13 protein-coding genes are annotated in these 13,488 nt (G+C 59.5%); 10 read left to right on the plus strand and 3 right to left on the minus strand.

Annotated features, from left to right (window positions below; translation table 11 throughout):
• Window positions 1–39: 39 nt before the first annotated feature.
• Window positions 40–1,002, minus strand: a complete 963-nt coding sequence (gene ubiA / locus GOW93_RS14345) for a 4-hydroxybenzoate octaprenyltransferase (protein ID WP_170385559.1) — start codon at window positions 1,000–1,002, stop codon at window positions 40–42.
• Window positions 1,003–1,014: 12 nt separating this feature from the next.
• On the opposite strand from ubiA, the gene GOW93_RS14350 reads away from it, so the two are divergent.
• From GOW93_RS14350 to GOW93_RS14390, 9 genes are all read left to right on the plus strand, one after another.
• Window positions 1,015–1,740 carry a 16S rRNA (uracil(1498)-N(3))-methyltransferase gene (locus GOW93_RS14350; protein WP_170385562.1) on the plus strand — a complete coding sequence of 242 codons (726 nt, stop codon included), beginning with the start codon at window positions 1,015–1,017 and terminating at the stop codon, window positions 1,738–1,740.
• Window positions 1,737–2,585: a GNAT family N-acetyltransferase gene (locus tag GOW93_RS14355; protein WP_170385564.1), complete on the plus strand. Its 849-nt coding sequence runs from the start codon at window positions 1,737–1,739 to the stop codon at window positions 2,583–2,585. The genes GOW93_RS14350 and GOW93_RS14355 overlap by 4 nt, the downstream gene beginning before the upstream one ends.
• Window positions 2,582–3,109, plus strand: coding sequence for a hypothetical protein (locus tag GOW93_RS14360; protein WP_170385567.1), 528 nt, complete (start codon window positions 2,582–2,584; stop codon window positions 3,107–3,109). Before GOW93_RS14355 ends, GOW93_RS14360 begins: the two co-directional genes overlap by 4 nt.
• Window positions 3,110–3,174: 65 nt before the next feature.
• Window positions 3,175–4,545, plus strand: a complete 1,371-nt coding sequence (locus GOW93_RS14365) for a glutamate--cysteine ligase (protein WP_170385569.1) — start codon at window positions 3,175–3,177, stop codon at window positions 4,543–4,545.
• Between the two features lie 71 nt (window positions 4,546–4,616).
• The gene (gene pheS, locus GOW93_RS14370; protein ID WP_170385573.1) at window positions 4,617–5,690 is read left to right on the plus strand and encodes a phenylalanine--tRNA ligase subunit alpha; all 1,074 of its coding nucleotides are present in this window, start codon (window positions 4,617–4,619) and stop codon (window positions 5,688–5,690) included.
• A complete protein-coding gene (locus tag GOW93_RS14375) occupies window positions 5,687–6,313 on the plus strand; it encodes a hypothetical protein (protein ID WP_170385575.1) in 627 nt (208 codons plus the stop codon). The genes pheS and GOW93_RS14375 overlap by 4 nt, the downstream gene beginning before the upstream one ends.
• Window positions 6,314–6,570: 257 nt before the next feature.
• Entirely contained in the window at window positions 6,571–7,365 is a 795-nt protein-coding gene (locus GOW93_RS14380; protein WP_170385578.1) for an alpha/beta hydrolase family esterase, read from the plus strand.
• Between the two features lie 78 nt (window positions 7,366–7,443).
• Window positions 7,444–9,840 (plus strand): phenylalanine--tRNA ligase subunit beta, encoded by a 2,397-nt coding sequence (gene pheT, locus GOW93_RS14385; protein WP_170385581.1) that lies wholly within the window; start codon window positions 7,444–7,446, stop codon window positions 9,838–9,840.
• Between the two features lie 104 nt (window positions 9,841–9,944).
• A complete protein-coding gene (locus GOW93_RS14390; RefSeq protein WP_170385584.1) occupies window positions 9,945–10,394 on the plus strand; it encodes a YtoQ family protein in 450 nt (149 codons plus the stop codon).
• 63 nt (window positions 10,395–10,457) lie between these two features.
• Here the strand turns inward: GOW93_RS14390 and GOW93_RS14395 are convergent, their stop codons facing one another.
• Window positions 10,458–11,156: a glutathione S-transferase N-terminal domain-containing protein gene (locus GOW93_RS14395; RefSeq protein ID WP_170385586.1), complete on the minus strand. Its 699-nt coding sequence runs from the start codon at window positions 11,154–11,156 to the stop codon at window positions 10,458–10,460.
• 209 nt (window positions 11,157–11,365) lie between these two features.
• On the opposite strand from GOW93_RS14395, the gene GOW93_RS14400 reads away from it, so the two are divergent.
• A complete protein-coding gene (locus GOW93_RS14400; RefSeq protein ID WP_174819115.1) occupies window positions 11,366–12,178 on the plus strand; it encodes a mechanosensitive ion channel family protein in 813 nt (270 codons plus the stop codon).
• A gap of 189 nt (window positions 12,179–12,367) precedes the next feature.
• Here the strand turns inward: GOW93_RS14400 and ald are convergent, their stop codons facing one another.
• Window positions 12,368–13,483 carry an alanine dehydrogenase gene (gene ald, locus GOW93_RS14405; protein ID WP_170385592.1) on the minus strand — a complete coding sequence of 372 codons (1,116 nt, stop codon included), beginning with the start codon at window positions 13,481–13,483 and terminating at the stop codon, window positions 12,368–12,370.
• Window positions 13,484–13,488 lie beyond the last annotated feature (5 nt).

Raw genomic sequence — 13,488 nt, forward strand, 5'->3', positions numbered from 1 at the left:
GTTGTGCGCACTCTTACAGAGGCCCGCGCCAAGGTGCAATCAGAGCAACAGCGCGACGCAGAGGAAGATCAGCGGAATAAGGCCAGTATCGCGGTTGGCACGGAACAGTTGCAGCAGTTTTGCATTGTCCTCGGTATCCAACCCGCGCAATTGCCATGTCATGTGCCAGCCCATAGCCCATGGTCCCGCCAATGCAACGACCAACGCCAGCAACGAGGCCTGAGAAAGTGCACCGTCGATAATGGCCAAACCCATTAGGAAGACCGTGGCCACAAGAAAATATTTCAGCCAGCGGGCGGTGTCGGTGCCGAACAGCCGTGCGGTGGATTTAATGCCGATCAGCTCGTCGTCCTCGGCGTCCTGATGGGCATAGATCGTATCGTAGAAAAGCGTCCAGGCGATGCCGGCCAGATACAGCGTGATCGCGGGTGCGCCGACCGTTCCAGTGTGCGCAGCCCAGGTCAGCAGGATGCCCCAATTAAAGGCCAGCCCCAGAAACACCTGCGGCCACCATGTAAAGCGTTTGGCATAGGGGTAGATTGTAACTGGCAACAGAGACAGTACACCCATGGCGATGGCCGCTTGGTTGAACGTCAGCAGGATTCCCAGTGCAAGCAGACATTGCAAACCCATCCAGATCACAGCTTGCCGCACGCTGACCTGCCCGGATGGAATCGGTCGCGACCGAGTTCGTTCCACTTGTCCGTCGAACTTTCGGTCGGTGATGTCGTTCCACGTGCAGCCCGCGCCGCGCATCAGGAAGGCCCCGATGGCACAGCCGATAGCAATCCAGAGGTCTTCCCATCGGGGGGTGCCATCGCTGAGGATCGCAAGCGCCAGACCCCACCAACAGGGAATCAGCAACAACCATGTACCGATGGGCCGATCCGCGCGGCTGAGTCGAAGGTAGGGCCGGGTAAAAGCGGGTGCATATGAATCGACCCAGTTGCCACTGACCGCATCGGCGACCTGACCGTCTGGTGTTGGGGCGTTGCCTTGCATATGTAACGTCTCATGAGTGCAAAGATCAGACTGTATGTAGAGCACCCTCTGGGTCAGGGGCAATCGGTAGATTTGACGCGTGAGCAGGCGCATTACCTGTTTGGCGTTATGCGGCTGGCTGTGGGCGGCCATGTGGCCCTGTTCAACGGCCGGGACGGAGAGTGGCTGACCGAGGTGGCCGAGGCGGGCAAACGCGGTGGCGTTCTGAGCTGCGTGGAGCAGACAAAACCGCTTAAAATACCGCCCGACCTGTGGTTCCTGTTCGCCCCAATCAAAAAGGCGCGCACCGATTTTATCGTTGAAAAAGCGGCGGAAATGGGCGCGGCGCGGATCATGCCGGTGCAGACCGAATTCACCAACTCCGAACGCATTCGCCAGGACCGTCTGCAGGCCCACGCTGTTGAGGCTGCCGAGCAATGCGGTGGAACTTTCGTGCCCGAGGTCGCCGATCTGCAACGGTTAGATCGAATTCTCGACGCGTGGCCCGGAGACCGCCAGCTGATGTTCTGCGACGAGGCCGAGGTGGGCTCGGCCTTGCGATTGGCTGCGCAGGAAACAGGTCGCCCCTGGGCTATTCTGATTGGCCCGGAAGGTGGGTTCTCGGAAAAAGAACGCACCCGGTTGGCCGGGTTGCCGTTCGCGCATGTGGTTAGCCTTGGCCCGCGTATCCTGCGCGCCGACACGGCCGCCGTGGCCGCCCTGACCATGTGGCAACAGGCTTTGGGGGATTGGTCGTGACGTGGAGAGCGGCGACTGAAACCGATGTGCCGCAGATCGATGCGCTCCTCTCGCAACATATTCAGACTTCGATGTTTCCGCTGGCCAATTTGCGGGATCATGGTCTTCACGGTGCACATCCGCGCGCGTTGAACGCTTGGGTTCTGGGGGATGAACCCCGCGCCGTATTCAGCATCACCAACGAAGGCATGGTCCTGCCGCAATGTCCCGATTGCACCGACGCAGAGCTTGAGGCAGCGATTAACCTGATCCGGGGCCGCAAGCTGTTTGGTCTGGCCGCCGAGGCGTCTCAGGCTCACCGGGTCATGCGACTGGCAGGATGGGAAGATCGCCCCGCGACCCTGAACAATGACGAACCAGGATTTTCGCTGGAGTTGGACAAGCTGGTTGTGCCCGAAGATGACAGTGCCGAGATTGTGCCTTTGGAGGCGCTCGATAAGGCGGTCACCCAAGAGTGGCGGGAAAGCTATCTGATCGAGGCCATGGATTTCGCGCCTGATCGGGCGCGAGGGCAGGCGAAAGCGGATGTCGCAACGTATATCGAACGCGACTCGCACCGCGCGTTGCTGATCGAAGGCCAGCCGGTTGCCATGACCGGCTTCAACGCCCGCCTACCCGAGATCGTGCAAATCGGAGGGGTTTACACGCCGCCGGACCTGCGCGGTCTGGGCCATGCCAGACTGGCTGTGGCGCTGCATCTGGTTGAGGCGCGCGAGGCCGGAGCGTCCCGCGCGGTGCTGTTTGCGGCTTCCGATTCCGCCGCGCGTGCCTATATCGGAATTGGATTTCAACCGGCGGGTCAGTATTCACTGATCCTGTTCACAAACCCAAAGGACACGGCATGAGTTTCATCCGACCCGAAGCCAAACTGACCCTGTGGCGCTGGCGCGAGGTGCTGGTGGCTGCGGCGGTCCTGTTGGTGGGCCTCAGCTGGATCAGTGGACCTGGCGGGCTGCTGGGTTGGCTGGGCTGGGTGTTGGTTCTTGCTGCCGTGGCGCTCGCCGTCATTGGCATTCAACGCGCCCGTTTTCGCACGGGTGTTGGTGGCCCCGGTGTTGTGACCATCGACGAAGGCCAGATCACCTATCTTGGCCCGCTGGAAGGTGGCATGATTGCCACACGGGAAATTGAGAGGCTTGCGTTAGACCCGACTTCCTCACCCGCGCATTGGGTGCTGGAACAACCGGGTCAGCCGGTGCTTCACATTCCTGTGAATGCCGAAGGCGCTGAGGCGTTGTTTGATGTGTTCTCGGCCTTGCCGGGCCTGAAAACCGAACAAATGCTGTCTGAACTGAACGGCGGGTCCCTGCATCCGGTAGTGATCTGGGAGCGCACGTCAACGCGCCCGGCTCATCTAACCCTGCATTGACACTGGGGCGGTTTACCCTCACGACTGACCAACTAGACAGACACATCAGGATCGGAGCACGGTTCATGTCCATCCCCCAGTCCGGCGGCGGGCCGATCGAACGCCATGAGCAACTGGCCGAATATCTGGAATCGGGCTGTAAGCCCAAGCAGGATTGGCGCATCGGGACCGAGCATGAGAAGTTCGGCTATTGTAAAGACACTCTGAAACCCCTGCCGTTCGAGGGTAAACGCTCGATCGTTGCGGTGCTCGAAGGGCTGCGCGATCGCCACGGCTGGGCTGAAGTGCGCGAAGCTGGGCATCTGATCGGTCTGGAAAAAGACGGCGCCAATGTCAGCCTTGAACCCGGTGGCGCGCTGGAACTGTCGGGTGCTCCACTGGAGACGATTCACGAGACCTGCGATGAGGTGAACACTCACCTGCGTGAGGTGAAGGATATCGCCGACGAGATTGGCGTGGGTTTCATCGGTCTGGGCGCGGCTCCGATCTGGACCCATGACGAGATGCCGTTAATGCCCAAGGGCCGCTACCGGCTGATGAACGACTATATGGAGAAGGTCGGCACCATGGGCCGTGCCATGATGCGCCGCACTTGCACGGTTCAAGTCAATATCGACTTCGGGTCCGAGGCCGACATGGTGCAGAAACTGCGTGTGGCGCTGGCCCTGCAGCCGGTCGCAACGGCCCTGTTCGCGAACTCTCCGTTCTTCGAAGGTAAGGTGAACGGTCAGAAAAGCTGGCGCAGCTATATCTGGCGGCATCTGGATGATGCTCGCACTGGTATGCTGCCCTTCGTGTTCGAAGACGGCTTTGGGTTCGAACGCTACGTACAATACGCGCTCGATGTGCCGATGTATTTTGTCTATCGCGACGGCCAGTATATCGACGCGCTGGGCATGTCCTTCCGCGACTTCCTGCAAGGCAAACTGCCTGCGCTGCCGGGTGAGACACCGACCCTATCCGACTGGGCCGACCACCTGACCACGGCCTTCCCCGAAGCGCGGATCAAGAAATTCATGGAGATGCGCGGCGCCGATGGCGGCCCATGGCGCCGCCTGTGCGCACTGCCCGCCTTCTGGGTTGGCTTGACTTATGATCAGGGTGCACTGGATGCCGCGTGGGATCTGGTCAAAGGCTGGGACGCGGAAACCCGCGAATCCTTGCGGATCGAGGCCGCCAAGGACGGTCTTCAAGCTCAGGTCGGCAACATCAACATGCACGATCTGGCGCGTGAAGTGGTTTCGATTTCCGAGGCGGGTCTGAAATCCCGCGCCTTCCCCGGTGCCGGTGGTCTGGTTCCGGACGAGACGCATTTCCTGAACGCCCTGAAAGACAGCCTTGAGACGGGCAAGGTTCCCGCCGATGAGTTGCTGGATCACTACAATGGCGACTGGAATGGTGATCTGACGCGGGTGTTCCCGGAATACAGCTACTGATCGGCTCGGTCCGGGTTGCATTCGCAGGGATTGGCCGATAGCAGGTTGTCGACCAATTTCAGAGGGCCGTCATGGACGATCTTAAGGCAAAGTATCTGGGGCAGATCGCCGAAGCAGGCGACGAAAACGCGCTTGAGGCGATCCGCGTCTCCGCCGTGGGTAAAAAAGGCGAGGTCGCGTTGAAGATGCGCGAGTTGGGCAAGATGACGCCCGAAGAACGTCAGGTTGCAGGCCCCGCGCTGAACGCCCTGAAAGACGAGATCAACTCGGCGCTTGTGGCGAAAAAAGCAGCATTGGCCGATGCCGCGCTGGATGAGCGTCTGCGCACCGAATGGCTGGACGTGACCCTGCCGACCCGCGCGCGCCGTCAGGGCTCGATCCACCCGATCAGCCAGGCGACCGAGGAACTGACCGCGATCTTTGCCGAACTGGGCTTCTCGGTGGCCGAAGGGCCGCGGATAGAAACCGACTGGCACAACTTCGATGCCCTGAACATCCCCGGCCACCACCCGGCACGGGCCGAGATGGACACGTTCTATATGCACCGCGCCGAAGGCGATGATCGCCCGCCGCATGTGCTGCGTACCCATACCTCCCCGGTGCAGATTCGCTCGATGGAGCTGCAGGGCGCGCCGATCCGTATTATCTGTCCGGGCGGCGTATACCGCGCCGACTATGACCAGACCCACACGCCGATGTTCCATCAGGTCGAGGGGCTGGCGATCGACAAAGACATCTCGATGGCGAACCTGAAATGGGTTCTGGAAGAGTTCGTAAAAGCGTTCTTCGAGGTCGACGATGTCGAGCTGCGCTTCCGCGCCTCGCACTTCCCCTTCACCGAGCCGTCGGCCGAGGTCGATATCCGCTGTTCCTGGGATAACGGCCAGCTGAAGATCGGCGAGGGCGATGACTGGATGGAAATTCTGGGCTCGGGCATGGTCCACCCCAAGGTGATCGCCGCCGGTGGTATCGACCCCGAGGTCTATCAGGGCTTTGCCTTTGGCATCGGCATCGACCGTCTGGCGATGTTGAAATACGGTATCCCGGATTTGCGGGCGTTCTTTGACAGCGACCTGCGCTGGTTGCGGCACTATGGGTTCGCGGCGCTGGATATGCCGAACCTGCATGGTGGTTTGTCGCGGTGACGGTGACATCAAGCGGCATCTTCGAAGGAATTGCTGCTTTGAGCCAAGTTGCAATCGCGGTTTCGGTTGCCGCCGGTGTATGGGTTGCTTATCGCCAACTTCATTCGTGGAAAGGCGAGAAATTAACACTGAAGCGCGCGGACCTCGGGGAAGCATTGATCTCGCATGCTTCTGAACTGATTAGTAAATTCCAGTCTGTTCGAAGCCCGATGGGATTCGTAGCACCCGCCGGTGAGGATGAAGATGGAGCCTATGACTTTCGTCGTAGGCTTAATGAGCTGGCTGATCTCAATGACGAGTATGCCGAGTTAAGGCGGCTTGGGGTCCGCCAAAAAGCACTTGTCGGGAATGATGAAGTCCAAGAAGCGATAGATGTAATTTTAGATGCGCGCGTGAAACTGATTGTCGCCCTCAAGGCAAAGATTAGAGATGCAAAGAGGGACAGCACACATTTTGGGCGCGCGTTGTCCGCAGAGGATATTCAAAGAATTGAGAGATACGAAGAACTAATATGGGACGGGTATGACCAGACATCCGGTTCATTGACTGAGAAATTATCGACAGCTTTGAACATAATTGAAGCCAAGCTTCTGCCTTACGTTCGACACTCGGCGTCTGACTGAAGTAAATTTTCGCGGTATTTTTGATAAAGCGCGGAGCAAAGGCCGAAAGGCCGCCGCGCCATCGCCAGACCGCCCGCACGGGCTGGCGATTTAGCTCCACAAGCGCTCCGTTTGAACGACACACGGATTTGGCCGACATAAATTGCCCACCATAACCCGAGGATCGCCAGCCCGCGGTCTGGCGACGGCGCGGCTTGTTACATGCGCCCACGGGGTTGTGACGTGACAGTGGGCGCAGGCTCGCTAGGGTTCGACGGATGATTTACCGACTGCTCTGCCTTTTGTTGTTGACCGCCACCCAAGCCGCCGCCGTGGATACCTGCCATGGCGACACCGCCTGTCAGGTCGGTGACCGCTCGTATCACGTGCTGGAACCGGACGGCTGGGATGGTGAAACGCCTCTGCCCGTTCTGCTGCATTTCCATGGCTGGGCACGGCAGGGAAATGTTGTGGTGAACCATGAACGCATCGCCGGTGCCACGAAACTGCGCGGCGTGTTGTTGGTGGCCCCAAACGGGCTGGGCAAAAGCTGGGATTTCTGGACCTCGGACACTGGCGACGTGCCTTTTGCCGATCGGGTGTTAGAGGACGTGGCCAAGCGCTATCCGATTGATCCGGACCACATCTATGTTTCGGGCTATTCCTTCGGCGGCGCGATGGCGTGGCGCTTTGCCTGTCAGTCGGGCGATGATATCGCTGCGTTGCTGGGCGTGGCCGGAACCATCCGTCAGACCGAACATTGCCCCGAAGCCCCGCGCGAGGTGCGCCATGTGCACGGCCTCAGCGATACGGTGATGGATTTCCCCTATGGCGCGGGTGGCGATACGACCTATCCGGTGGCGTTGTGGCGCGGGATTTACAACTGCAACGGGGCTACTCCGCGCGGCGATTGGAGTGTGGTGCCGATCCTGACGCTCAGCCGGGTGGAGTGGGCGGATTGCGCGCAGGGGCGGGTTACGTTGGATACCCATCCCGGCGGGCATTTCATCCCTCATGGCTGGATTGGGCGGCAATTGGATGAGCTTTTGGGCCGCACCCCCACCTATCCGTAACGCGCAGCGCTTGCACCCCGGCCCAATCTTTGCCATTGCCTGTGCCGACTGGATGTTTGCCAAAAAAGGCCCCGTGCAATGAAATTCACTCTCTCCTGGCTGAAAGACCACCTCGACACTGATGCTTCGGTCGATGAGATCGCCGAGGCGCTGACCGACCTTGGCCTTGAGGTCGAAGAGATCGTCAATCCGGCGGACCGGCTGAAGGATTTCACCCTCGGTTACGTGAAACATGCCGAGAAACACCCCGACGCCGACAAGCTGCGCGTCTGCAAGGTGGACACGAATGAGGGCGAGCTGCAGATCATCTGCGGTGCCCCGAACGCACGCGAAGGCATCACCGTCGTGGTCTGCAAGCCCGGCATGTATATCCCCGGTCTGGACCTGACGATCAGCGTCGGCAAAATCCGTGGTGTCGAAAGCTTTGGCATGATGGCGTCCGAGCGCGAACTGGAGCTGTCGGACGAGCATGACGGTATCATCGAGCTGCCCTCGGGTGAGGTCGGTGATCGGTTCATCGACTGGCTGGCCGAGAATGAGCCCTCGAAGATTGACCCGATGATCGAGATTGCGATCACGCCGAACCGCCCCGATGCGCTGGGCGTGGAAGGGATTGCGCGCGATTTGGCGGCGCGCGGTGTGGGCACGCTGAAGGAACGCGACTATGCGCCGGTGCCGGGTGATTTCGAAAGCCCGATCAAGGTGACCATTGATGAGGATACTCTGGATGGCGCGCCGCATTTCACCGGACGTTTGATCAGGGGTGTCAAAAATGGCCCCAGCCCGCAATGGTTGCAGGATCAGTTGAAGGCGATCGGTCTGCGCCCAATCTCGGCTTTGGTGGACATCACCAACTATATGACTTTTGACCACAACCGCCCGCTGCACGTATTCGACGCGGATAAGGTGCAGGGCAATCTGCGAGTGCACCGCGCCAAGGGTGGTGAAAAGCTGGTTGCGCTGGACGAAAAAGAGTACACCCTGCAGCCCGGCATGATGGTGATTTCGGACGACAAAGGCCCGGAATCCATCGCCGGTATCATGGGTGGTGAGGAAACCGGCTGTACCGAAGAAACGGTGAATGTCTTCCTTGAAAGCGCGTTCTGGGATCATGTGCAGATCGCGTTGACCGGACGTGCGTTGAAGATCAACTCCGATGCGCGGTACCGTTTTGAACGCGGTGTTGACCCTAAATACACGCTGGAGGGGCTGGAGCAGGCGACCCAGATGATTCTGGATATCTGCGGCGGTGAGGTTTCCAAGGTAGTTGAAGCCGGCAAGGCGCCGGATCATTCACGTGCCTACAAGCTGGACGCTGCCCGGGTGCAGTCTCTGGTCGGGATGGATATCCCCGAAAGTGAACAACGCCAGACCCTGACTCGTCTTGGTTTCCGTCTGGAAGGTGAGATGGCGCATGTTCCCAGCTGGCGCCCCGACATCATGGGTGAAGCCGATCTGGTGGAAGAGGTTGCGCGGATTGCATCCCTGACCAAGCTGCAGGGCAAACCGCTGCCGCGTATCACGGATGGCATCCCGAAACCTGTGATGACCCCGACACAGCGCCGTCAATCCATGGCGCGTCGCACCTGCGCGGCGCTGGGCTATAACGAATGTGTGTCCTACACCTTCATCGATCAGGCCTCGGCAGCACTGTTTGGTGGCGGGGACGAAGCGACACAGCTGGAAAACCCAATCTCATCCGAGATGAGCCATATGCGTCCCGATCTGTTGCCGGGCCTGTTGCAGGCCGCGGCCCGCAATCAGGCGCGCGGCTATGCGGACGTCGCGCTGTTCGAGGTCGGCCCGGTTTTCCATGACGGCGAGCCCGGCGATCAGAAAACCCAAATCACCGGCCTGTTGGTTGGTCGCGATGGGCCGAAGGACGTGCACGGCGCGTCTCGCCCCGTAGACGTGTTCGACGTCAAGGCAGATGCCGAGGCCGTGCTGGCTGCCATCGGCGCGCCCGCCAAGGTTCAGATCCTGCGCGACGGAGATGCGTGGTGGCATCCGGGTCGTCACGGCAAGATTTGTCTGGGCCCGAAAAAGGTGCTGGGCGTGTTCGGTGAACTGCACCCGCGCGTCCTGCAGTCGATGGACATCAAAGGCCCGGCAATGGCGTTTACCATCTGGCCGGACGAGGTGCCTTTGCCTCGAAAATCCGGTGCCACCCGTGCCGCGCTGGAGCTGCGTGACCTGCAAGCTGTCGAGCGTGACTTTGCCTTTGTCGTTGATGAGGGTGTCGAGGCGCTGACGTTGGTGAACGCCGCAGCGGGGGCCGACAAGGCGCTGATCGAGGATGTGCGCGTCTTTGACGAGTTCATCGGCGGCAGTCTGGGTGAGGGCAAGAAATCTCTGGCCATCACCGTCCGCCTGCAACCGACGGATAAGACGCTGAAGGAAAAAGACATCGAAGCGGTGGCTGAGAAAATCATCGCCAAGGTCACCAAGGCAACCGGCGGCGTTCTGCGCGGGTAAAACCTGACTTCCGGAAAGAGATCAACGCGCCTACGGGCGCGTTTTTCGTTGGGCTTTTCCGGATTGCGTCATAAGTAGACTTGGAAACAAAAGCGGAGACACCCATGGGCCTGAACGTTTACCTCTCTGGCGAAATCCACACCGACTGGCGCGAACAGATCATCGACGGCGCGCAGGGGTTGGACATCACCTTCAACAGCCCGGTCACCGATCACGACGCCAGCGACGATTGCGGCGTGGCCATTCTGGGGGCCGAGCCGAACAAGTACTGGCATGACCACAAGGGCGCGATGGTCAATGCGATCCGAACCCGCAAAGGCATCGCGGATGCCGATGTGGTCGTCGTGCGGTTTGGTGAGAAATATAAGCAGTGGAACGCGGCCTTTGACGCGGGCTATGCGGCGGCGCTGGGCAAGTCGCTAATTGTGCTGCACGGTCCCGACCACCAGCACGCGCTAAAAGAGGTCGACGCCGCCGCGCTGGCTGTGGCCGAAGAATCGAGCCAAGTGGTTGAAGTGCTGCGGTATGTGCTGACTGGAAAGCTGCCGAGCTAAGAAACGAAAAGGGCTTGCGCGCTGGTGCGGCTGCAAGCCCTGTTTCAGCGGGTTGCTTGGCGATCAGTCCCGTGCGGGCGTCACCAACCCTTTTTGCACGGCGGGCCGCTCAAGGAAGCGATCAAGATAAGCCACCACGTTGGCGTGATCTTCCCAGCCCACCAACTCTTTGGCTTCATAAAAATCCAGCCCGCGCAGCCAAGGGGCGATGGCCATGTCGGCAATCGAATAGTCTCCGGCGATCCAGTGCTGCCCTTCCAGCTGTTGGTTCAGGACGTTCAGCAGGCGTTTGGCCTCGTTGACGTAACGCTGGCGCGGGCGGGGGTCTTCAATCTCGCTGCCAGCGAATTTGTGGAAATAGCCCAATTGCCCGAACATCGGGCCAATGCCGCCCATCTGGAACATAAGCCATTGCGTGATGCGATGTTTGTCGGCCTTGGTTTGGCCGATGAACTTGCCGGTCTTTTCGGCCAGATACAGCAGGATTGCACCGCTTTCGAACAGGCCGATGGGCTCGCCATCCGGGCCGTTGGGGTCGATGATCGCGGGGATCTTGTTGTTGGGGTTCAGCGACAGGAACTCGGCGCTTTTGACATCCGTATCCGAAAGGCTGACCTTGTGCGCCTCATAGGGCAGGCCGGTTTCTTCCAGCATGATCGAGGCTTTGACGCCATTGGGTGTCGGGAACGAATAGAGCTGAATCCGATCGGGAAACTGAGCAGGCCAGCGATTCATGATCGGGTGTGAATAGGTGTCCAGCATATAGGGGCTCCTGTTTGGATGTTGCGTGTAACGTAGGTGGTGTCGAGTGATCTTTTAAGGTCTGGTGGTGTGCGCTGTCGGTCAGAGCGTGTTTGTAGGTGAACAACGGGGAAATCCCAGAAAACTGACACCTAGACCAAAGACTTATTTTGCCTCAGTATTCGCCAAATCCCGCGCAAAAGGCGCGGGTTTCTTGTTGTTGAAAGGAGATGCGCGTGGATGAGGTCGTAACACAGGTGGGCGTGTTTGCCCCGCTGATCATAAGCGCGGTAAAGGCGCTGGTCGTTCTTGTCCTCGGTTGGATTGTGGCTGGTGCAGTCGGGGGCGTCGTGCGCCGCCGGATCAATTCGACCCCAAAGATAGACCCGACACTGGGCAATTTCACGGCCAGCTTGGTCAAATGGGCCATTCTGGCAATGGTTCTGGTTGCCGTACTGGGAATCTTCGGGATCGAAGCGACCAGTATCGTTGCCATTCTGGGTGCTGCGTCGCTGGCGATTGGTCTGGCGCTGCAGGGAACCCTCAGCGATCTGGCCGCCGGTGTCATGCTGGTGGTGTTCCGCCCCTACAAGCTGGGCCAGTATGTCGATATCGGCGGCACCGCGGGGACGGTGAAGGACCTGAACCTGTTCACCACCGAATTGGTGACGCCTGACAATGTGCAGATCATTGTGCCGAACGGACAGTCTTGGGGCTCTGTGATTACCAACTATTCGGCTCACGACACGCGGCGTGTCGATCTGGTGTTCGGTATCGACTATGGCGACAGTGCTGATGAGGCGATGAAGATCATTCTGGATGTTGCCAAGGCAGATGACCGTATTCACAACGATCCAGAACCGTGGGTGCGCGTCACCAATCTGGGCGACAGTTCGGTCGATCTGACGGCCCGCCTGTGGTGTGCGGCGGCAGATTATTGGGATGTGAAGTTCGAAATCACCAAAGCGGTAAAAGAGGCGTTCGATGCCAAAGGCGTGTCGATTCCGTATCCGCATTCGGTGGAAATTCACAAGCAGGCGTAAAGTCTTCCGCCTGTCAGTCAGGTATTGATATCCTCTTGTTGGGTCGGGCACTGCGCGAAGGCGCGGTGCCCTTTTTTGTGTGTTCTACCGATAGGCCAGAAACAACAGCGCCGCGCTTTTGGCGCGGCGCTATGCCCAAGTCTGCAAAGCGTCCTTTGGAAAAGAACGCTTTCAGAGGTGGGAGCTCTCTTAGTTCAGCAGAGTTGTCGGATCGACAACGTCGATGTTGAGGGCGGTGCCAACCGCTTCGTAGGTCAGCTTGCCGGCGTGGACGTTCAGACCTGCCAGCAGGTGCGCATCGTCCTTGCAGGCCTGTTTCCAGCCCTTGCTTGCCAGCGACAGCATGAACGGCATGGTCGCGTTGCCCAGTGCGATGGTGGACGTACGAGCAACCGCGCCGGGCATGTTGGCGACGCAGTAGTGCATGATGCCGTCAACTTCGTAAACCGGATCAGCGTGCGTAGTTGCCTTCGAGGTTTCGAAGCAGCCACCCTGGTCGATCGCAACGTCAACCAGAGCCGCGCCGGGCTTCATGGTCGACAGCTGTTCGCGGGTCACCAGTTTGGGGGCAGCCGCACCGGGGATCAGAACCGCACCGATGACCATGTCAGCGGTCTGGATCAATTCAGCAGTGGCACCAGCGGTCGAGTACTGGTTCTTGAAAGTGCCGCCAAACACGTCGTCGAGGTAGCGCAGACGGGGCAGAGAGCGATCCAGAATGGTAACATCCGCGCCCATGCCCGCAGCGATCTTTGCAGCATGCGTGCCGACAACGCCGCCGCCGATAACGACGACTTTGGCAGGGCTCACGCCCGGAACGCCACCCATCAGAACGCCACGGCCGCCATTTGCCTTTTGCAGGGTCCACGAGCCAACCTGCGGTGCAAGGCGACCTGCAACTTCGGACATCGGGGCCAGCAGAGGCAGGCCACCACCAGGCGCAGTGACAGTTTCATATGCAATCGCTGTACAACCCGATTCCAACAGGTCGTTGGTTTGATCTGGGTCGGGTGCCAGGTGCAGGTAGGTGAACAGCAGCTGGCCTTCGCGCAGCATCTTACGCTCAACCGCTTGCGGTTCCTTGACCTTGACGATCATGTCGGCTGTGGCGAACACCTCTTCGGCGGTATCGACGATCTGTGCACCAACTGCGATATAGTCGTCGTTTTCGAAACCTGCGCCAATCCCGGCATTGGTTTCGATCACCACCTCATGACCACGCGCGATGGCCTCTTGCGCGGCGTTGGGTGTCATGCCGACGCGGAATTCCTGAGGTTTGATTTCCTTGGGGCAACCGATTTTCATTTTTG

It is taken from the genome of Ruegeria atlantica (assembly GCF_013032455.1).
Lineage (GTDB): Bacteria > Pseudomonadota > Alphaproteobacteria > Rhodobacterales > Rhodobacteraceae > Ruegeria > Ruegeria atlantica_B.